The sequence below is a fragment of the Desulfobaculum senezii genome (assembly GCF_054657395.1).
This window is the reverse complement of record NZ_BAAHYU010000003.1, coordinates 445,696-467,116: the sequence shown is the minus strand read 5'-3', so window position 1 is coordinate 467,116 and position 21,421 is coordinate 445,696. Positions and strand designations below refer to the sequence as shown.

Sequence of the window (21,421 nt, the reverse complement as noted above, 5' to 3'; positions counted from 1 at the left end):
CTGCCGCACCTGCGGCAGGGGCGCTTTTTCGTGCCCAAAGATGTTCCGGCCCTACACCGGCTCGCGCCGCCGCAGCCACTTGAAGGAGCGGTAGCCGTGCACCGTCTCCACCAGCCGCTGCTCCCCAATGGCGTGGACAAGAAGCGCCCCGCCCATGGACCGGCCAAGGGCGCTGGCCGCATGCACCAGCCGCCTCAGCCGCCGGGAGTAGCGCAGTTCCGGAAGCAGGGTCTCCTCCAAGCGGCGCTGGTAGGCCGCGGCCACCGCCTGCGGCTCCCCCGCGCCCTCAAGGACGGCGCGGGCGGCAAAGCGCCCACTGCACAGGGCGTAGTAGATGCCCTCGCCAAAGATGGTCTCCACAAACCCGGCGGCGTCCCCTGTCAGCAGAGCGCGGCCCTGCGCAGGCTCCATGAGAAAATTCCCGTAAGGCAAGGGATGCGCCCGCGGCGTCACCTCCTGCGCGCCGCGCACCCCGCGCCGCGCAAGGTAATCCGCAAAGCCCTGCCGGAAATCCGCCCCGCTGTTGGCCCGCCGCAGCCCGCACACCCCGGCCAGCACCCCGTCTGCAACAGGAAACAGCCAGCCATACCCAGCATGCACAGCCCCAAAATGCACTTCCGGCGCGTCCACCGCACGGTCAAAACGGCCGTAGGGCAGAAGCTGCTCCAGCCCGGCGCCAAGGTTGTGCCGCCACGCCGCGCGGTCGTAATTGAGGGAGCGGCGCACCACGCTGGAGACGCCGTCCGCGCCGATAATGCACGCGGCAGAGAGGGTTTCGCCGCCGGCAAGGTGCACCTCGCCGCGGCGCGCATCACAGCCGGTGACGCGCACGCCCGTGCGCACCTCGGCCCCGGCATCGCGGGCCATGGCGGCAAGCCCCGCATCAAAGGCGTCCCGCCGCACAAAATTAAAGGCAAAGGGCATATCGCCACTGGAAAGGAGCGTTTCGCCCATATGCACGCGGTACTGCCGCGCCTCGCCGCGAAAGGCGCCCCACTGCCGCAGCGTTTCGGCGTCCACGCCCACGTGCTCCGCCAAAAAGCGCACGGCCTTCCACGTCAGCAGGCCGCCGCACAGTTTGGGGCGGGGCAGGTGGCGCCGCTCCACCAGCACCACGCGCGCTCCGGCGCGGGCGAGTTCCATCGCGGCAACGGCCCCGGCCGGGCCAGCGCCGCACACAATGCCGTCATACACAGAAGACATGGCGCATTCTCCCTGTTTTCCGCCATCTGACTGGTATTGTTTATAAAACATCCACAGCGCCGTCTCAAGTCGCTTTTCATAATCACATCACGTATACTCGCCAAATGCGCGCACATCCCTTCCACGCCCTTGTTTTTGACTTTGACGGCACCCTTGCGGACACGGCCATCGACTTTGCCGGCATGAAGCTGGCCCTCCACGGCCTTGTGCGCGAGTACCTGCCGCACGCACCGCTCCCCGGCGACACCCCCGCGCTAGAGTGGCTGCGCGCCATGAAGGACGCCCTCCCCGGCGGGGCACGCAGGCATATCCCGGCCATTGAGAGGCGCGCGGCGGACATCATCCGTGCGGCGGAAATCCACGCCGCAGAGTGCGGGGCGCTGTTTCCCTTCACCCGCCCCCTGCTGGCGGCCCTGCGCGCGGACGGCATCGCCACCGCCATCATCACCCGCAACTGTACGGACGCCGTGCTGACGCTGTTTCCGGATATCCACGCCGCGGCGGACGTATTCCTCTCCCGCGACGACATCGCCAACGTGAAGCCGCACCCGGACCACGTGGGCGCGGCCCTGCGCGCCCTTGGCATTGGCCCGCAGCACGCCCTGATGGTGGGCGACCATCCGCTGGATATTGAAACCGGCCGCCACAGCGGCACCGCCACCGCTGGCGTGCTGACCGGACAGGCGGACCGCGCCCGCTTTCTGGCCTGCGGCGCGCACCACATCGCCGACGACGCGGACGCGCTGGTCCGCGCCCTGCGCGCCGAGGGCCGCCTTGTTCCCGCCCCGCCCCTCGTCCCCAACTAAACGCCGTTTGGCTTAATTCTCGGCGGCACCGGGCACAGGCCTCTCCCGTGCCCCCAAGCCGCGCTCATTCCCCGCCCCATGGCCGACGCGCCCCCTTCCTTGCCCACGGGGGAAGACACAGCCCCCAAGTTGCGGTATACAAGAAGAATCGTGAACCATCTCCAGCGTCTGGAGAGGCGCTTCCACTTCCGCAGCAACGGAGCCGTTATGACGAAAAAGGCGCTCATCACCGGCATCACCGGTCAGGACGGCGCATATCTGGCCGAATTTCTGCTCAAGAAAGGGTACGAGGTCCACGGCATCAAGCGGCGCGCGTCGCTGTTCAATACCGACAGGGTGGACCACCTGTATCAGGACCCGCACGAAACGGGCCGCCGCTTTGTCCTGCACTACGGGGACATGACGGATTCCACCAATCTCATCCGCATTGTTCAGGCCGTGCGCCCGGACGAAATCTACAACCTTGCCGCGCAAAGCCACGTTGCCGTGTCCTTTGAAACGCCGGAGTACACGGCGGATTCCGTTGGCCTTGGCGCGCTGCGCCTCTTGGAAGCCATCCGCATCCTCGGCCTTACGGACGTGACGCGCTTCTATCAGGCGTCCACGTCGGAGATGTTCGGCAAGGTGGCGGACATTCCGCAGACCGAAGACACGCCCTTCTATCCGCGCTCCCCCTATGGCGCGGCCAAGCTGTATGCCTACTGGATCACCATCAACTACCGCGAGGCCTACGGCATGCACGCCTGCAACGGCATCCTCTTCAACCACGAGTCCCCAATCCGGGGCGAAACCTTTGTCACGCGCAAAATCACCCGCGCCATGGCGCGCATCAGCCTCGGTCTGCAGGACTGCCTGTATCTGGGCAACCTCTCGGCCCTGCGCGACTGGGGGCACGCCAAGGACTATGTGCGCATGATGTGGATGATGCTCCAGCAGGACAGGCCGGATGACTACGTGGTCGCCACCGGCGTCCAGCACACGGTGCGCCATGTGGTGGACCTTGCCGCCAAAAGCGCGGGCATCGACATTGATTGGAAAGGGGAAGGACAGGAGGAGCACGGCGTGGATACGGCAACGGGCAAGACCATTGTGGCCGTGGACCCGCGCTACTTCCGCCCCACCGAGGTGGACACCCTGCTGGGCGATGCCACCAAGGCCAAAACCCAGCTGGGCTGGGAGCCGAAAATTACGCTGGAGAATATGATCCACGAAATGGTGGCGGCGGACCTTGCCGACGCGCGGCGCGACGACCTGTGCCGCAAGGAAGGGTTCCGCATTCTCAATCACCACGAATAGTGCGGCGCTTCGCGGCTACAGACGCTGGGCGCGCAGCTGGGGGCAGGCCCCGGCGCGGACCTCGTAGACGCCTATGGCGCCCCAGCCCGGCCACGCCAGCCGCCGCGCCATATGCCCCGCCGTAAGCAGGACCCCCGTGGTCCCGCCACGGGCCATGTAGTCCCTGTACAAGCGGTAATGCTCGCCCCCGGCAAGGCGCTCCACGCCGTGGGCCACAGCTCCGGCCATGCGCGCGGAGACGCTCTGCGGCAGGGCGTAGTCCGTGATGAGCACGCGCCCGCGCGGCCCGGCAACGCGCAGGGCTTCCTCCAGCATGGCAAGGCGCGTTTCGTGCGGCTTTTCATGCATGGCAAAGGAGAGAAGCACCGCGTCAAAGCTGTCGCGCGCAAGGGGCAAATGCGCGGCGTCGGCGCGCAGAAGGCGCACCCACGGCGGACAGACGCGCCGCGCCACCGCCAGCATGGCCGCCGAGGCATCCACCCCCACAGCGCGGGCCACGCATGGCGGCAGGGTCAAAAACTGCCGCCCGGTCCCGCAGCACAGGTCCAGCACCCGCACCGCGCCAAGGTCCGCCAACAGCGCGGCAATGCGGCGGCGCACGGCCCACAGGGCCGGAGCGGTGACCGGGTCGTACAGTGGGGCTATGGACTCGTATTCATCGTGCATATCGGCCTCATGTCTGGTCGTGGGACAAGGGGAGCCTTGCCGCGCGTGGTTCCCGCCATCCTAGCACCCACCCGCCGCACTGAAAACCTGCGGCCCGTGCCTCTGGCAGCGCCCTGCAATTCTGCAAGCCCGGCGCCAAACATGCGCCTGCCGTTGGCCGAGCCACCACGCGCCCTCGCCGCCGCGGCCTGCTCCATCACCCTGAAACCCTTCAAACTCATCAGTTGCCAGCGCAAACATCTTTCCGTAGAGTGTTCGGTCCTGAGGGAGACCTGCGCGCGGCACGCACAAAGAGCGCCGCTGCGCCCGGGACGGGTGAGAAGGGGTTTGAACCCACCGGGACGGTCTTTCCAGAGTAACAGCGCATAGGAGAAGAACATGGACAACGGCAAAATCGGTTCGCGCATCAAGAATTTTAGGGAGCGCAAAGGATGGACCAGAGAGGAACTGGCCGAAAAGACCACGCTGGATGCGGCGTTCATCACCTCCGTGGAGGAGGGCGAGGTGAACCCCGCGCTTGGCATCATGGTCAAGATTGCCCGCGCACTGGGCACAAGGCTTGGCACCTTCATGGATGACGAAATCACCAGCGACCCGCTCATCGTGCGACTTGCCGAAAGAAAAGAAGAGACCGTTGCCCACGCCAGCGGCGCGGCCAGCCCGGATATGACCTACTACCATTTGGGCCGTGGCAAGGCGGACCGCTCCATGGAGCCCTTCTTCATTACACTGGAACCAACGACAGAGCCGCAGGACCTCTCCTCCCACGAGGGGGAAGAGTTCATCGTGGTCGTCTCCGGCGAGGTCACCCTCGTCTACGGCAACGAGGAGCATATCCTCGGCCCCGGAGACAGCATGTACTACAATTCTGTCGTGCCCCACTATGTGGGCGCCCATGGCGACGCTCCGGCGCAGATTTACGCCGTCGTCTACGTTCCAGCCTAAGAGTGTAAGGAGGTTCCCGTGGGACGAGACATCGTGCACCACATCACCCTCGGCCAGCTTCTGGACGAGACCATTGCCAAATATCCCGACAACGAAGCCGTCGTCTACGTTGACCGCGACTTCCGCCTGACGTGGCGGCAGTTCGGCCAACTGGTTGACGACCTTGCCAAAGGCCTCATGGCCCTTGGCATTGAGCGCGGCGAAAAGGTGGCCATTTGGTCCACCAATGTGCCCTACTGGGTGGCCATGCAATTCGCCACCGCCAAAATCGGGGCCATACTGCTCACCGTCAATACCAGCTACAAGGTCAGCGAGCTGGAGTACCTGCTCCAGCAGTCCGAGGCGGAAAACATCTTCGTCATGGACGGCTACTACGACACCGACTACGTGCTGACCATGTACGACCTCATCCCCGAGCTGCGCGAGCAGGAACGTGGCCGCCTGAACAGCCCCAAGTTCCCGGCCCTCAAGCGCGTGGGCTACCTTGGCCCGCAAAAGCACCGGGGCATGTACTCCGTGCCGGAGATCGTGGGCGTTGGCAAAACCGTCACCGACGAGGACTACCGCGCGCGGCAGGACACTCTGGACCCCGAAGACGTGGTGAACATGCAGTACACCTCGGGCACAACGGGTTTCCCCAAGGGCGTCATGCTCACCCACCAGAGCATCGCCACCAACGGCTTTTGGATTGGCGAGAATCAGGGCTTTACGGAAAAGGACACCCTGTGTCTGCCCGTGCCGCTGTTCCACTGCTTTGGCTGCGTGCTGGGCGTGTTGGCGGCGGTGTCCCATGGCACGACCATGGTCATCCTTGAAAAATTCGATCCCATCTTGGTGATGAAGAGCGTGGAGCAGGAGCGGTGCACCGCCCTGTACGGCGTGCCCACCATGTTCATTGCCGTGCTCCAGCACGACCTGTTCAGCAAGTTCGACTTTTCCAGCCTGCGCACGGGCATCATGGCGGGCTCGCCCTGCCCGGTGCACATCATGAAGCAGGTCATGGAAAAGATGTACATGCGCGACATCACCATCTGCTACGGACTCACCGAGTCCAGCCCCGTGATGACCCAAACCCGCATGGACGACACCATCCAGCGCCGCACCGAAACGGTGGGCAAGGCCATGCCCGGCGTTGAGGTCCGTATTGTGGACCCCGAAACCGGCGAGGCCTGCGCCAACGGCGAACAGGGCGAAGTCTGCTGCCGCGGCTACCTGACCATGAAGGGCTACTACAACATGCCCGAAGCCACGGCCAAGACCATCGACCTTGACGGCTGGCTGCACTCCGGCGACCTTGGCGTCATGGACGACGAGGGCTACGTCACCATCACCGGCCGCCTGAAGGACATGATCATCCGTGGCGGCGAAAACATCTATCCCCGAGAAATTGAGGAATTCCTCTACACCATGGACGGCATTAAAGACGTGCAGGTGGCGGGAGTTCCCAGCAAGAAATACGGCGAGGCTGTCGGTGCCTTCATCATCCTGCAGGATGGCGTCAGCATGGAGCCCGAAGATGTGCAGGACCACTGCCGCGGCAAAATCGCGTGGCACAAGATTCCCCGCTACATCGCCTTCCTCGACGAATACCCCATGACGGCGAGCGGCAAGATACAAAAGTACAAGCTGCGCGACATCGCCGCAGAAATGTGGCCAAAGGCGTAGCCGCCACTGGGACAGATGGTACCGGGCGCATGCCGTGGGGGCAGCGCCCGTTTCATGATCGACGGTCCTTCCCGGACCGGTCCTCTACAGGAGAAGACAGGGATGGAAATGCACAATGAGGCGTACAAAGACATCGCGCCTCGCCTGCGCGGCCTGCGCGACGCTCTGGACCTGAGCGTTGGCGAACTGGCCGCAAAGGTCGGCGTAGACGAAGCCACCGTGGCCGGGTACGAATCCGGCACCATTGAGATTCCGGTGAGCTTCCTCTTCAACGTGGCTCAGGTCTGCGGCGTAGACCTGACGGTTCTGCTCTCGGGCGGCGACGCCCACCTCACCAACTATTCCCTCGTCAAAAAGGACGAAGGGCTGGCCGTAGAACGGCGCAAGGACTACGACTACAAAAGCCTTGCCTACAAGTTCACGGGGCGCAAGATGGAGCCTTTCCGCGTGCGCGTCCCCGCCAAGGACGAGGCCAGCATGCACAGCGCCCAGCACCCCGGGCAGGAATTCATCTACATGCTCTCCGGACGGCTGGAAATCCGCCTTGGGGAGAACGCCGTGGTGCTTGAACCCGGCGACAGCTTCTACTTCGATTCCCAGACGCCCCACGCCCTGCGCGGCCTTGATGGTGCGGATGCGGAGTTCCTCGACGTCATTATCTAGGCGTTTCACCGCGCACGGTGAACCGCCGCCCCCACAGACGACGTCAGACGGAACCTTCCGCAACCCTTTTCACCACCGAGGTAGTTACCCATGGATAAGCTGACCCCCAAATCCTATAAGGAGTTTTGCGCCTCCTTCGCGCTGCGCGTTCCCGAAAAATTCAACTTTGCCTACGACGTCCTTGACGACATCGCCGCCAAGGACCCCACCCGCAAAGCCATCATCCACGTTGGCCCCGACGGCGTGCGCCGCGAGTACGACTTCCGCTGGCTGGCGCAGGCCTCTGCGCGCCTTGCCGACGCCCTCGCCCAGCGCGGCGTTGGCAAGGGCGACCGCGTGATGCTGCTCCTGTACCGACGCATTGAATTCTGGGTGAGCATGATGGCGCTGCACCGCCTTGGCGCTGTGGCCATCCCCTCCCCGCACCTGCTCACGGAAAAGGACATCGTCTACCGCGCCAAAGCCGCAAGCATCACCACCTGCATCTGTGAGGACTCCGTGGCCGAGGTCGTGCAGGCCGCCGCGGAAAAGTCCCCCAGCATGACCACCCTTGTGCAGTGCGGCCCCGGCCAGCTCCTGCCCGGATGGGAGCACTACGACCACATCTGCGCCACCGCGCAGGACACCTTCCCCCGTCCGGTGGACGCCGCCGGCGGCGAGGACGCACTGCTTATCTTCTTCTCCTCCGGCACCACCGGCAATCCGAAGATGGTGGAGCACCGCCACACCTACGCGCTGGGGCACTACGTCACCGGCACATACTGGCACAACCTTGAACCCGGCGACGTGCACCTGACCGTGGCCGACACGGGCTGGGGCAAGGCCGTGTGGGGCAAAATGTACGGCCAGTGGATGGCTGGCGCGACGGTGTTCGTCTACGACTTCCGCGGCCGCTTCGACCCCGCCGCCCTTTTGGACGTTATGGCGCGCGGCGGCGTGACCTCCTTTTGCGCGCCGCCCACGGTGTACCGCTTCCTCATCCGGCAGGACCTTGAGCGCTACGACCTCTCAAAACTGCGCTACTGCACCACAGCGGGTGAACTGCTGAACACCAGCGTCTTTGAGGACTGGAAAACGCAAACCGGCCTCGAAATCCGCGAGGGCTACGGCCAAACCGAAACCACCCTGCAAATCGCCACCTTCTCGTTCATGACGCCCAAGCCCGGCTCCATCGGCAAGCCCGTCCCGGGCTGGGACATCGTGCTCAAGGGCGTGGACGGCACGCTGTGCTCGCCGGGCGAAGAAGGCGAAATCTGCGTGCGGCTGGCCCCGGACAACCCCGTAGTGGGCCTGTTCAACGAATACGTGAACGAGCCGGACAAGACCGCCGCCGTCAAATGCGACGGCTACTACCACACCGGCGACAAGGCATGGATGGACGAGGACGGGTACTTCTGGTTCCTCGGCCGCGTGGACGACCTGATCAAAAGCTCGGGCTACCGCATCGGGCCGTTTGAGGTGGAAAGCGCCCTTGTGTCCCACCCCGCCGTGGTGGAGGCCGCCGTTACCGGCGTGCCCGACCCGGTGCGCGGACAGGCCGTAAAAGCCACCATCGTTCTGGCAAGCGATACTGAGGGCACGCAGGAGCTGGTGCGCGAACTCCAGCAGCACGTCAAGCGCGTCACCGCCCCGTACAAGTACCCCCGCGTCATCGAATTCGTGGACGAGCTGCCCAAGACCATCTCCGGCAAAATCAAGCGCGCGGAAATCCGCCAGCGCGACATGGAGTGCAGCTGCTAATTCAGCCCACCCCAAGGCCAAAGCCATACCCGGCGGCACCGACACAGTCGGTGCCGCTTTTCCTTTTCCGGGCTTTTCAGTATGCTCGCGCCAGACACTACAGCCCCAAGCACCCATGAAAAACAGCCAACTGTACGCCATCCTTGAAAAGAACCAAGACATCCAACGCCGGTTCTTTGAGATTGAGAGCGAAATCCTCACCATCCTCGACTACTCGTCGCTTTTCGCGCGCCTTGTCACCCTCATGCGCGACAGATGCAACGTGCCCTACGTCTGGATTTCCCTCATCGAGGACAGCGACGCCGCAGCCCTTGTCCAAGGCCTGACCAGCGCCGAGGACCTTGCCGGGCACCTGAACACCATCGACCGCGACAGCTTCCTGAACATCACCCGCGGGGGCATGCGCCCGGTCCTCGTCAATCAGGGCCTTGCGCCTTTTACGGCCCTGTATCCCGAGCCGCGCCCCGAGGGCATCGGCTCCATCGCCGTGGCGCCCATCACGCTGGACGGCTGCGTCATCGGCAGTCTGAATCAAGCCGACGTCAGCCCCACGCGCTTTACCCCGCACAAGGACACGGGGCTGCTCTCCCAGTTGGCCATCAAGGTGTCGCTGTGCCTCTCCAACGTGACCGCGCACGAGCGCCTGCGCCTGCTGGCCACCAGCGACCCGCTGACCACCCTCCTCAACCGCCGCGCCATGGAAGACATCCTGCGGCAGGAATTCGCCCGCGCCACACGCTACGACAGCCCCCTGTCCCTCGCCTTCATCGACCTTGACGACTTTAAAACCGTCAACGACACGCTGGGGCACGACGCCGGGGACTGTCTGCTCCACTTCTTTGCCACCACCCTCAAAACCCTCACCCGCGCCACGGACATCTGCTCACGCTACGCAGGGGACGAGTTTGTGGTCATCCTGCCCGAAACCACCGCCGCACAGGCCCTGCGCCTTATGCAGCGCGCCACGGCGTTCTTTGAGCGCACAACCACTCCCCAGTACGATCTGCAGGTCCGCTTCAGCTTTGGCATTGCCGAGGCGCACGAGCGCGGCGTCACCGGCCCAAGCAGCCTGCTCAAGCGCGCGGACAGCCGCCTCTACGACGACAAAAACGCCAAGCAGTGCCGCTAGCGCAAATAAAAACGGAGCCCGGCCATAGCCGGACTCCGCTTCATTGCGTCCTCTGGCCCCGCTTGGGGCCTAGTCGTTTTCCGGACGCAACAGCAGCTGGTGCGCGCGGCCAAAACACATGCGCCGCACAATGGACACCACCGCAAAGGATGACAGCGCCGTGGACGCCACAAGCATCAGCATCACCACAATCTGATAGCGGCAGGCCAATGCCGGGTCCGCCCCAGCCAGCACCTGACCGGTCATCATGCCGGGAATGGACACCAGCCCCACAGCCATCATGGAATTGATGGACGGAATCATGCCCGCGCGGATGGCCTCCTTGGTGATGGCGTCGCTGGCCTCGCGGTAGTCCGCGCCAAGGGACAGCTTCATCTCAATTTCCGTGCGGCTTTTGCGCAGGCCCGTGAACAGCCGCTCCAGCGCAATGGCCAGCGCGTTCATGGAGTTGCCCGCAATCATGCCGCCAATGGGCAGAAAATACTGCGGCTCCCACCACGGTTTCGCGCCGATAACCACGCCCGTCACGGTAATGCCCACCAGCATGTAGCTGAGGATCATGGTCACAAATACGGGCAGGCCAAAGGACACATCGCGCTCGGGCACCCGCCCGCGTACAATATGCGCCGCCGCCGCAACCATCACGCAAAACACCGCCAAAATGGGCAGGCTCATCTTAATGGCAAAGATGAATTGCAGGGCGTAGCCCATGGCAAACAGCTGCACACAGGTGCGCAGCGTGCCAAGAAGCAGGCTCCGCGTCAGCCCCAGCTGGAACACGAGGGAAATCACCCCGGCGACGAGGACGAAGCCCAGCGCCAGCACCAACTGCTCCGGCCCGATGACAATGGGATTGTTGCCGCCGGACGCGGCTGTTTCGCCAATGCCAAGCAAATGTTCCAGCGTCATGACCGTACCTCCAGCTGTCCGTCCTTCAAATAGAGCCGCATGGGAGCAACCCGCGTGTGGGCCACATCAAGGTGCGTGACCATAATCACCGTCACGCGCCCGTCTGCGCACAGGTCCTCGGCGGTGCGCTCCACCACCTCGCGGCTTTCGGGGTCAAGGGCACTGGTGGGTTCATCCATAAGGATGACGCGCGGGCCAAGGAGCATGGTGCGGATAAGGCACAGGCGCTGGCGCTGCCCGACGGACAGGCCCGAGACCTTGGCCTGAAGGCGCACCCCGTCAAGGAGCATGCGCGACAGCCAGCCCTCAAGCTCATCATCACGCGGGGGATACAGTTCGGTGTTTACCCTGAAGGAAAACGGCAGCAGCAGATTCTCGCGCACGGTGCCGGGCACAAGGGCGGGCACCTGCCCAACGGTTGCCACCTCGCGCCGAAGGCGCGGGGGCGCGTAGCTGTCCAGCGGCTTGCCGCGGTAGAGGATGCGCCCGGATTCCGGCTCCAGTAGGCGGTTCATCAGCCGCAGCATGGTGGATTTGCCCGACCCCGACGGCCCGCCCACCAGCACAAATGCGCCGCGCGGAATATCCAGCGACGCACCGGACAGGCACGGCCCGTTGCCGGGGTGCGTAAAGGTCACGGATTCGAAAGAAAAGACAGGATGCTCTGACATAAGGAAAGCTCTACTCCGTATTCCGGATGGAGAAAAGACCGCGGCGGCACACACAAGAAAAGCCCGGCAAAAGCCGGGCTTTAATCGTCAAAAAACAGTCGCGTGAAGCGAAAAGGCGACTATTCCTGAGTTTTGCTCTGACCGCGGCGCTCCCAAAGGCGCATGTCGGCCATCTTCTTGCGGCGCTCGCGAGCGAGGCTCTTGCAGACGAGAGACGTCTTCTTGGTGTAGCCGTACTTCTCCTTGTATTCCACAGGAGTCAGGCCGTGGGTGGCAAGGTGGCGCTTGGTCAGCACCTTGAAGCTCTTGCCGCATTCCAAGCAGACAATAGACTTCTCACGGATAGCCTTTTTGGGGTCGATGGCGGGCTTGTCGGCTTCGCCTTCTTCGGCTGCGTGATGGATGTTGGCGATTCCCTTGGCGAGCTTGTCTACCATAGAGAGAATCTCTTCCTCGGTCATATTCCTGACGCTAGCCTGCGCCTTCACTATCTCAAGGGCTTCTTTCAAGTATTCGTCCATTTTTTCCTCCAATATGAAGCTGGTGGACTCTCTAGTACATCGCGTTTGCGAAATCAATGCTTTTTTCCAAACTTCACTACAGCGCAACTGCGGCGCGTAGTAAATTGCATCACACGGTCCAACTTGCAGAACGTGAAAATTTTTACATACGGAAAACGGCAGGCGTCCACAACGCGTTGCGGGCACAAAAGCCCCTGCCAATCCCCTCATAGTCATACGGAATCGGCGGACATGCCGTGTGTGCCGACAGGTCCGCCGTTGGAATCTTCTCGATGCATGCTGAAGGGGACACTACAAGGTGCGTTGGGGCATGTCTACCACCGTCTGCGCACGGGTCCGGGTGCGTTACGTGAGGCCTGCGTTTTTGTAAAGCGCCTTCATGTCCACACTGGCCCGCACTGCGTCGGCCAGCCGGTCCAGGGCGGGCTCTATGTCGTACAAGGCCACCACCATGCCGAGGGGCGCATGCCCGCCGTGCTGACGCAGGGCGTCCACAAAGCGGCGGCGGAAGGCGTCCGCGTCAAACACACCATGCAGATAGCTGCCCCACACGCGCCCGCTGCGCGCGGCAAAGCCAATGGCCTCGCCATCATCACGCGTTACGCAGGCGCTGGCGGCGTCGCCCTCAAGGACGGTTCTGCCATGGTGGATTTCGTAGCCCGTCAGCGCCTCTCCCGTCGGCAGATGCTGCGCGCCCGTGGCGGTCAGCGTCTTTTCCGCCGCCAGTTCGGTGCGAATGGGAAGCAGGCCAAGGCCCTGCAACGTCTCCCCGGCGGACTCAATGCCGTGGGGGTCGCTGATGCCCGTGCCCAACATCTGAAAACCGCCACAAATGCCGACGATTTCCGTTTTGCCCTCACGGGCCAAGGCGGTCAGGGCCTCAGCAAGGCCACTCTGGCCCAGCCAGCGGCTATCCGCGACCACGTTTTTGCTGCCGGGCAGAATCACCGCGTCCGGGCGGCCAAGGTCGGCGGGGCGGCGCACCACGCGGATATGCACGTCCGGCTCCACGCCAAGGGCGTCCATATCCGTAAAGTTTGAAATATGCGGCAGGTCAATGCAGGCGATGTCCACCACCTGCTCCTGCGTGCGCGCGCCGTGGAGCACGCCGCTTTTGAAGGAAACGGAATCCTCCTCCGGCAGACCATGCCCGGCCAGATACGGCACCACGCCATAAAACGGCTTGCCCGTGCGCGCCGTGGTGTAGTCGAGGGCGTCACGCAAAAGCGAGGCGTCGCCCCGGAACATGTTGATGACGTAGCCCGCCACAAGGTCGCGCTCCCACTCCTCCAACAGCTCCATGGTGCCGACAAAGGAGGCAAACACGCCGCCACGGTCGATGTCGCCCACCAGCAGCACGCGCGCGTCGGCGTACCGGGCCATGGCCATGTTGACCATGTCGTGCCGCTTGAGGTTGATCTCCGCAGGGCTTCCCGCGCCTTCCAGCACCATGACCTCATGCTCACTGGAGAGGGAATCGTACGCATCGCGGGCGCGGGCCGCGGCCTCGCGCTTATAGTGCATGTACTTTGTGATGTCCATGTTGCCCACTGGAGAGCCGCACACAATAACCTGCGAGCCGGTATCGCTGGACGGCTTAAGCAGCACAGGATTCATGCGCACGTCCGGGTCCAGACGGCAGGCCTGCGCCTGCGTCACCTGCGCGCGGCCCATCTCGCCGCCATCGCGGGTGACATAGGAGTTCAGCGACATATTCTGCGCCTTGTAGGGCGCAACGTCGTAGCCGTCCTGAAGCAGTACGCGGCAGAGTGCGGCGGCCAAAACGCTCTTGCCCGCGTTGGACGAGGTGCCCTGCATCATAATGGCGGGCGTCTTGCGCGGCAGGATGATGCGCGGCGGCGTTGCCGCGTCAACCGCACGGGGCAGCGCGCGGGTCAGGGCAGCCACCAACTGCGCATTCTCCTTGCGGGGACGTACCGCAACGCGCAACCAGCACTCGTCCAGTCCCTCAAAGTTGTGGCACACGCGGATGGCCACACGCTCGGCAATGCAGCGCTCCGCAACAGCCTGCGCGTCGCATCCGGGCGCGTCCACACGGCAGAGCAGGAAATTTGCCTCGCCGGACAGCACGCTCAGGCCCTCCAGCTCGCACAGCGCCTCAAAAAGCTCCGTGCGCAGGACGACGGTCTGCTCCACGGTGCGCCGGGAGTAGTCCTCATCGGCAAGGGCGCGCAGGCCTACAGCCTGCGCAAGGCCATTCACCGACCAGTTGGGAATGCGCCGCCGGATGCGCGCCGCCACGTCCGGCGCAGCGTAACCAAGCCCCAGCCGCAAGCCGGGGATGGCGTAAAATTTGGTAAGCGAATGCAGAACCACAACATTCTGCGGGCGCGATGCGGCCAGCCGGTCCAGTTCGGGCACAAAGTCCGCAAAGGCTTCATCCACGATGAACAGCGCCGAGGGGTGCTCCGCCGCCATACCGCGCAGGGCCTGCGGGTCCATGGTGCGGCCGGTGGGATTGTTGGGCTGGCCAATGAAGACGGCCGTGCCCTCCGGGGCATCAACCAGTGCGGCGGCGATGGCCTGCACATCCGGCATAAAGCCCGCCCCTTGCTTCAGGGCGATAGTGGTCACCGGAATGTCCGCCACCTCGCAGGCGTGGCGGTAGTCGCTGTAGGCCGGAACGGGGATGATGGCGCGGGGCGGACGCAGGGCCGCCAGCACGGCGTGGAGCACTTCGGTGGAGCCATTGCCCGCCAGCACCTCATCCGGCGTGATGCCAAAGCGCTGCGCCGCGGCGGCGCACAGGCTGTCGCAATGGGGCTCGGGATAATGCGCCAGCCCGGACAGGCGCGCGCTCACCTCCGCACGGAACCACCACGGCGGGCCAAGGGGATTGATATTGGCCGAAAAGTCCGTGATGTCCTCCGGGGCGCATCCGGCCCTGCGGGCCAGATCCCATATATTTCCGCCGTGTCTGTTCTGCTGCATGATGGTGCCAACCCTAGCACGCCCCCACCGCGCATCAAAGTGCGGCCTGTGCAGGGCGGTATGAGATTCATCGAAACGTTGCGTAAGCTGTGTGATACAAAATCGTCAAAGATGCAAGGCGATAACCGCACGCCTGCCCGCCACACAACGAAAAAGCCCCCGCCCGGCCGAGGCCGGGCGGGGGCCGTCCACGTCAAAAGGGGCCGCCTAGCGGGCGATAAACGTGCCCGTCACGGAATTCGGGTTGGCAATGATGTCCTCCGGGGTGCCCTGCGCCACGATGCGGCCGCCGTTTTCGCCACCGCCAGGGCCAAGGTCGATGACCCAGTCCGCCGCGCGCACCACGTCGGTATTGTGCTCAATGACCACAACGGACGCGCCCTTATCCACCAACCGGTGCAGCACCTTGATAAGCTTGCCCACCTCGTGCATGTGCAGGCCGGTGGTCGGCTCGTCAAGGATGTACAGCGTCCCCGGCAGGCTTCGCTTGCCAAGCTCGCGCGATATCTTGATGCGCTGGGCCTCGCCGCCGGACAGCGTGGTGGCGGGCTGACCAAGGCGCAGGTACTCCAGCCCAACATCCTCAAGGATGGCGAGGCGCCGCTTGAGGGTCGGATAGTTCTCAAAGAACTTGGCGGCCTGCCGCACGGTCATATCCAGCACTTCGTGGATGTTCTTGCCCTTGTAGGTGACGTCCAGCGTCTCGCGGTTGTAGCGCTTGCCGCCGCAAACGTCGCACTTCACGAACACGTCGGGCAAAAAGTGCATCTCCACGCGCAGGAAGCCGTCACCACGGCAGGCTTCACAGCGTCCGCCCTTCACATTGAAGCTGAAGCGGCCGGGCTGGTAGCCTCTGGCGCGCGCCTCCTGCGTCTGGGCGAAGATTTTGCGGATCTCGTCGAATATCTTGGTATACGTCGCCGGGTTGGACCGCGGCGTACGGCCGATGGGCGTCTGGTCAATGGAGATGATGCGCTCAATGTCCTCCATGCCCTCAATGCCCGCCAGCTGGCCGGGTTCGTCCACCTTGATGCCGCGCGCCAAGGCCAGATGCTTGTAGAGCGAATCCACCACAAGCGAGCTTTTGCCGGAACCGGATACGCCCGTGACCACACTCAGGCAGCCCATGGGGATGGCCACATCAAGGCCCTGCAGGTTGTTGGTGGTCACGCCCTTCATGGTCACGTGGCCGCGCGGCTCGCGCCGGTGCTCCGGCTGCTCGATGATCAGGTCGCCGCGCAGATACTGGCCCGTCAGGCTCTTTTTGCACTTCATCAGGCCCGCCACATTGCCCTGATAGACAATCTCGCCGCCAAGCCAGCCCGAACCGGGACCAAGTTCCACAATGTGGTCGGCGTTGCGGATGGTGGCTTCATCATGTTCCACAACCAGCACGGTATTGCCGCGCCCCTGCAAGCTGCGCAGGGTCTCCAGCAGGCGGTCGTTGTCGCGCGGATGCAGGCCAATGCTCGGCTCGTCCAGCACATAGGTCACGCCCACAAGGCCGGACCCCAGCTGTCCGGCAAGGCGGATGCGCTGGGCCTCGCCGCCGGACAATGTCGCCATGTTGCGGCCAAGGCTCAGGTAGTCCAACCCCACGTTGACGAGGAAGGACAGCCTGTGGGTCAACTCCTTGAGGAGCGGCCCGGCAATCATGTCCAGATGCCCGTCAAAGCGCAGGCCTTCCAGCCACGCAAGGGCCTTGCGGATGGACAAGCTGGTGAACTGAAAAATATTCAGGTCCGCCACCCGCGCCGCAAGGGATTCCGGACGCAGACGGGCGCCGTTGCAGGCAGGGCACGGGCGGCTCTGGCGGAAGCGTGACAGCTCATCGCGCCAGATGTGCCCGAACTGCATGCCTGTTTCCATATGCGTCAGCACGCCGGGCCAGTCGGTCTCCGGCGCGCCGTGGAACAGCGCGTCCATGGCCTCCTGCGAAAATTCAGCCAGCGGCGTGTCCAGCGTAAAACCATAGGCCTTGCCCAGCTTTTTCAACGCGTCGCTGTAGCGGGAGAACACACGGGGGTTCTTCCACGGGATAACCGCCCCTGTGGACAGGGACAGGCCCTTGTTCGGGGCCAAAAGGTTCGGCTCAAAGTAGTCCACGCTGCCAATGCCAGAACACTTGGGGCACGCGCCCTGCGGGCTGTTGAACGAGAACAGCTGGGGCGACAGCGGCGGCAGACTGATGCGGCACTCCGGGCACACGGCCTCGGAGGAATACAGCACGTCCTCGCCATCGCGCTCGCCGCCGACAATGCCCACGGTCAACCGTCCCTCGCCGTATTTGAGGGCCAGCTCCACGGAGTCCGCCAAACGCTTGCGCATGTCCGGCTTGGCCACGAGGCGGTCCACCACCAGTTCGATGGTGTGCTTTTTCTTCTTGTCCAGCTCGGGCATGGGGTCGAGGCCGGTCACCTCGCCGTTGACGCGCACGCGCACAAAGCCTTCGCTCCGCAGCTTCTTGAACAGGTCCTGATGCGTGCCCTTTTTCTGCTCGGCAAGGGGGGCAAGGAGCAGAAACTTTGTCCGCTCCGGCAGGCCCGCGATGTTCTCCACGATTTCGTCCGTGGTCTGGGCCTGAATGGGCCGCCCGCACTTGGGGCAGTACATGGTGCCAAGGCGCGCAAAGAACACACGCAAAAAGTCATACACCTCCGTCACCGTGCCCACGGTGGAGCGCGGATTGCGCGAGGTGGTCTGCTGTTCCAGCGAAATGGCGGGGGTCAGCCCCTCAATCTTGTCCACATCGGGTTTGTCCATCTGCGGCAGAAACTGCCGCGCGTAGGCGGACAGGGACTCCACATACCGCCGCTGCCCTTCGGCATAGACAATGTCAAAGGACAGGGTGGACTTGCCCGAACCACTCGGACCGCACACCACCACAAGTTCGTTGCGCGGAATATCCAGCGTCAGGTCCTTGAGGTTATGTTGGCGTGCGCCTTCTATATGTACGCAGTTGTTGTTCTGCATCAAACACCTTGCTTTCTTCCCGGTGTAGTGAATTCTCCGCACCAAAGCGGCTGGCCGAGGCCTCAGCCCGAAACCGAGAGTCTAACCATCATGGCGCGTATGGCAAGTGGAACAGTGGGAAACAGCGCAGCCACCGGATATTGCAGGAGAAGCCGCCTCAGCGGCCCCGCCGGAACGTGTTCCGCCCTGCCTACGCCCATAAAAAACGGGTTCATCTCCTAATTCCGGGGGAAACATAAAAAATTGAGGACAACGGAAACCCTCAGTAATCTCGACAGTTGCACAACAGACGAGAGCTACAAGGAGGGCACCGTTGTCCAAGGGCAAGATTACCCGGTTGTTGGGAGACTGGAAAGGGTATCGTGTTGGAACTGTTCAGCGTCTTGAAGCCAGCGAAGCTCGGAAGCACCCCGAAGTCTGGATCGAGTTGATTCCAATCAGGCGAAGGCGAATGAGATGCAGCGGGTGCGGCAGGCTTGTCTGCGCAGTTCACGACTATGTCGAACGCTGGGTTCGTGACTTGCCTGTATTCGACGCGGCAACGCATTTGCTCGTTATCCGGCGTCGGGTCCATTGTCCCGTCTGTGGACCAAAGCTGGAGCAGCTTCCTTGGCTCGACAGGTATTCGCGTGTCACAAGGCGGCTGGCCGAGTCCGTTGTTCGGCTCTGCCGCATACTTCCCATTAAGCACATCGCGGAATGCTACGGCCTGAACTGGAAGACCGTGAAGACAATCGACAAGCGGTACCTAGCGGAAAAACTCAATCCCATTGACTTGAAAGGCGTCAAGGTTGTCGCAATGGATGAGTTTGCCATCCGCAAAGGACATCGCTACGCCACGATCATCGTCGAGCCTTACACCAAGCGGGTTCTGTGGGTAGGAAGAGGCAACAGCCGGGAGAGCATCCGACCATTCTTTGAACTGCTTGGCCGTGATGGTTGTGCCCGAATTGAGGCCGTTGCAATGGACATGAACGGTGCGTATGCCGCCGAGGTGAAGGCGCAATGCCCGAAAGCCGAGATCGTCTACGATCTGTTTCATGTCGTTGCCAAGTATGGCCGAGAAGTAATCGACCGCGTCCGAAACGATGAGGCCAATCGCCTCAATCATGACAAAGACGCCCGTAAGGTTGTCAAAGGCTCACGATGGCTGCTCCTGCGCAACAGGCAGAATCTCATGCGACAGGAAGATCGAATCCGGCTCTATGACCTGCTTCGAGCCAACAAAAATTTGATGAAGGTTTATATCCTCAAGGAGGATTTGAAGCGACTCTGGGACTACCGATACTCCAAAGCTGCCAAGCGGTTTTGGAAAGGTTGGTACCGCCGCGCCATGCAAAGCCGAGTCGAGCCGCTCATTAAATTCGCTAAGCGCCTCAAACCCTACATCTCGGGCATTATCTCACACTGCCGATATCCGCTACACACCAGCCTACTCGAAGGGATCAACAACAAGATCAAGGTGATCAAACGGATGGCCTACGGCTTTCTCGACGACGAGTACTTCTTTCTCAAAATCAGAGCAGCCTTCCCCGGAATTGGGAGATGAACCAAAAAACGCGGGGCAGCCCAAGCCGCCCCGCGCGTTTCTGCAACGTCTTTAAGCGCCCGCCGCCTAGCGGATAACGCTCATACTGCGCCATTGCCCCTGACGGAAACGCCGCCACGAGAAGAACATCAGCGTGCCGATATGCGCCAGCATCGCGCCCCACGCGGCGTACAGCCCCAGCTGGAACACCTCCAGAATAAGGTAGGTGCCAAGGGCCATAATGAACACCGACGACAGGGACATCACCTTAAGGGTATAGCGGATGTCGCCCGCGCCCTTGAGCGCGCCAAAGTACGAGAACACCACCGCGTCAAACAGCGTGTACACCGCCACAATGACCAGCAAAATGCGTCCGGCCTCGCGCACGGGGGCGTACTGCTCGGGCGTAAAGCTGCTTGGGCGGAACATGGCGGACAAGGCGTCCGGGAACAGCAGGTAGATGGACATCATCACCAGCGCCCAGCCAACGTTCAGGTGCAGGACGCTGCGCGTCGCCTCGGCGGCGTCGTCAGGCCGCCCTGCGCCAATGGCCTGCCCCACCAGCGTCTGCGCGGCGATGTGCAGGCCCACCATGGGCATAAAGCTAAAGTGGTTCACACTCAGGACCATATTCGTCGCCGCCAGCTGCACGTTGCCAAGGCGGCCCACCAGCAGGATAAAGAAGGCAAACGCGAACACGTCAAAGAAGAACTCACAGCCGCTTGGCAGGCCGTAAACCAGCAGGCGCTTGAACTTGGCCGGATTCCAATGCCAGCCGGAGAGCACGCCGTACTGCTCCTCGTTGCGGCGGCGGAACACCATCAGCACAAAGATGACCGCCGTCAGCGCCCACGCCACGCCCGTGGCGATGCCTGCGCCGCGGATGCCCAGCTCCGGGAACGGGCCAACGCCGTTGATGAGCATATAGTCCAGCGGGATGTTCACCGCCGCGCCAATCATATTCACAATCATCACCGGGCGGGTCAGGCCGCGTCCGGTGTAGAACTCGCCAAGGGTGACGGTGAGGATATTGAATCCTGAGGCATAACACAGGATGCGGTAGTACTCGACCTCCAGCACCTGCACAGCCGGGTCGTGCCCGCCAAAGGCGAAGATCGCCTCCGCAGGCAAAGCCAGCAGCACCATGCACACCGCCGACAAAAGGCTAAACCACACACCCTGCCACAGCGCCGGGCCAACCTGATGCGGCTGGCGCGCGCCGGTGTACTGCGCAATGAATACGTTCACATAGGTGGCAAGCCCGGAAAAGAACGCGATGAACTGAAAATTCATGGTGCTTGCGGTCATCGACGCCGCAAGGGCCTCAAGGGAATAGTGCCCGAGGAACACGCGGTCCGTGAACATGGTAATGGTGGCCGAAGCCATGCTCGCGACCAGCGGCATACCAACGCGAAGCACGTCGCGGTAGCCGTTGGGCGCACTCCACCGATCAATAGACATTTTTCTCTCCATTCTCCGGTCTGACGGGCAAGCCACTCTTGCCCGCACTGCCGGCAGAGTCCCCCTAGGCCGCCTCAAATAAATAGTCAACTCCCGGCCCAGCCCTGCGGCACGCCCCCCTTGTCAACACTGCGCCTTCGCTGTAGAGGTCGCCTGTCGGACACCTTTGTGCCCTCCGGGAGCGCCCCGGGGTGCGCGCCCTTCGGCCCCTTCCCCTCTCTCGCCACGCTTTTCGCCCGGCTGCGCACCACTTTTCATGACGACAACCGGCCCTTTGGCCACCCGATACACAC

The 21,421-nt window shown here is 63.1% G+C and carries 16 protein-coding genes; 8 read left to right on the top strand and 8 right to left on the bottom strand.

Going from position 1 to position 21,421, the window contains the following annotated elements; all coding sequences use genetic code 11:
• Positions 1 to 51: 51 nt before the first annotated feature.
• A complete protein-coding gene (locus tag ACYQ2T_RS11225) occupies positions 52 to 1,203 on the bottom strand; it encodes a geranylgeranyl reductase family protein (RefSeq protein WP_459900616.1) in 1,152 nt (383 codons plus the stop codon).
• Positions 1,204 to 1,307: 104 nt separating this feature from the next.
• Between ACYQ2T_RS11225 and ACYQ2T_RS11220 the strand changes: the two genes are divergently transcribed.
• Positions 1,308 to 2,009, top strand: a complete 702-nt coding sequence (locus ACYQ2T_RS11220; protein ID WP_459900615.1) for an HAD family hydrolase — start codon at positions 1,308 to 1,310, stop codon at positions 2,007 to 2,009.
• Positions 2,010 to 2,216: 207 nt separating this feature from the next.
• A complete protein-coding gene (gene gmd, locus ACYQ2T_RS11215) occupies positions 2,217 to 3,305 on the top strand; it encodes a GDP-mannose 4,6-dehydratase (RefSeq protein ID WP_459900613.1) in 1,089 nt (362 codons plus the stop codon).
• 15 nt (positions 3,306 to 3,320) lie between these two features.
• Here the strand turns inward: gmd and ACYQ2T_RS11210 are convergent, their stop codons facing one another.
• Complete coding sequence (locus ACYQ2T_RS11210; RefSeq protein ID WP_459900612.1) at positions 3,321 to 3,971, bottom strand: class I SAM-dependent methyltransferase; 651 nt, start codon at positions 3,969 to 3,971, stop codon at positions 3,321 to 3,323.
• Between the two features lie 378 nt (positions 3,972 to 4,349).
• On the opposite strand from ACYQ2T_RS11210, the gene ACYQ2T_RS11205 reads away from it, so the two are divergent.
• The 5 genes from ACYQ2T_RS11205 (at position 4,350) to ACYQ2T_RS11185 (ending at position 10,113) form a co-directional block, all read left to right on the top strand.
• Complete coding sequence (locus tag ACYQ2T_RS11205) at positions 4,350 to 4,916, top strand: helix-turn-helix domain-containing protein (RefSeq protein WP_459900611.1); 567 nt, start codon at positions 4,350 to 4,352, stop codon at positions 4,914 to 4,916.
• Between the two features lie 18 nt (positions 4,917 to 4,934).
• Positions 4,935 to 6,581, top strand: coding sequence for an AMP-binding protein (locus ACYQ2T_RS11200; protein WP_459900610.1), 1,647 nt, complete (start codon positions 4,935 to 4,937; stop codon positions 6,579 to 6,581).
• A 108-nt stretch (positions 6,582 to 6,689) separates the two neighbouring features.
• Complete coding sequence (locus tag ACYQ2T_RS11195; protein WP_404844114.1) at positions 6,690 to 7,244, top strand: helix-turn-helix domain-containing protein; 555 nt, start codon at positions 6,690 to 6,692, stop codon at positions 7,242 to 7,244.
• A 90-nt stretch (positions 7,245 to 7,334) separates the two neighbouring features.
• Positions 7,335 to 8,984, top strand: a complete 1,650-nt coding sequence (locus ACYQ2T_RS11190) for an AMP-binding protein (RefSeq protein ID WP_459900608.1) — start codon at positions 7,335 to 7,337, stop codon at positions 8,982 to 8,984.
• A gap of 115 nt (positions 8,985 to 9,099) precedes the next feature.
• Positions 9,100 to 10,113 (top strand): sensor domain-containing diguanylate cyclase, encoded by a 1,014-nt coding sequence (locus tag ACYQ2T_RS11185; protein ID WP_459900607.1) that lies wholly within the window; start codon positions 9,100 to 9,102, stop codon positions 10,111 to 10,113.
• A 69-nt stretch (positions 10,114 to 10,182) separates the two neighbouring features.
• Here ACYQ2T_RS11185 and ACYQ2T_RS11180 read toward each other — a convergent pair whose 3' ends face one another.
• The 5 genes from ACYQ2T_RS11180 to uvrA form a co-directional block, all read right to left on the bottom strand.
• Entirely contained in the window at positions 10,183 to 11,022 is an 840-nt protein-coding gene (locus ACYQ2T_RS11180) for an ABC transporter permease (protein WP_459900605.1), read from the bottom strand.
• A complete protein-coding gene (locus tag ACYQ2T_RS11175; RefSeq protein ID WP_459900603.1) occupies positions 11,019 to 11,693 on the bottom strand; it encodes an ABC transporter ATP-binding protein in 675 nt (224 codons plus the stop codon). Before ACYQ2T_RS11175 ends, ACYQ2T_RS11180 begins: the two co-directional genes overlap by 4 nt.
• A gap of 119 nt (positions 11,694 to 11,812) precedes the next feature.
• Complete coding sequence (locus tag ACYQ2T_RS11170) at positions 11,813 to 12,214, bottom strand: Ros/MucR family transcriptional regulator (RefSeq protein ID WP_404843723.1); 402 nt, start codon at positions 12,212 to 12,214, stop codon at positions 11,813 to 11,815.
• 345 nt (positions 12,215 to 12,559) lie between these two features.
• Positions 12,560 to 15,166 (bottom strand): cobyric acid synthase, encoded by a 2,607-nt coding sequence (locus ACYQ2T_RS11165; protein ID WP_459900601.1) that lies wholly within the window; start codon positions 15,164 to 15,166, stop codon positions 12,560 to 12,562.
• A 207-nt stretch (positions 15,167 to 15,373) separates the two neighbouring features.
• Positions 15,374 to 18,139 carry an excinuclease ABC subunit UvrA gene (gene uvrA / locus ACYQ2T_RS11160; RefSeq protein ID WP_459900600.1) on the bottom strand — a complete coding sequence of 922 codons (2,766 nt, stop codon included), beginning with the start codon at positions 18,137 to 18,139 and terminating at the stop codon, positions 15,374 to 15,376.
• A 313-nt stretch (positions 18,140 to 18,452) separates the two neighbouring features.
• Between uvrA and ACYQ2T_RS11155 the strand changes: the two genes are divergently transcribed.
• Positions 18,453 to 19,688 (top strand): ISL3 family transposase, encoded by a 1,236-nt coding sequence (locus ACYQ2T_RS11155; protein ID WP_459898806.1) that lies wholly within the window; start codon positions 18,453 to 18,455, stop codon positions 19,686 to 19,688.
• A 66-nt stretch (positions 19,689 to 19,754) separates the two neighbouring features.
• Here ACYQ2T_RS11155 and ACYQ2T_RS11150 read toward each other — a convergent pair whose 3' ends face one another.
• Entirely contained in the window at positions 19,755 to 21,128 is a 1,374-nt protein-coding gene (locus ACYQ2T_RS11150) for an MATE family efflux transporter (protein ID WP_459900598.1), read from the bottom strand.
• Between the last annotated feature and the right edge of the window lie 293 nt (positions 21,129 to 21,421).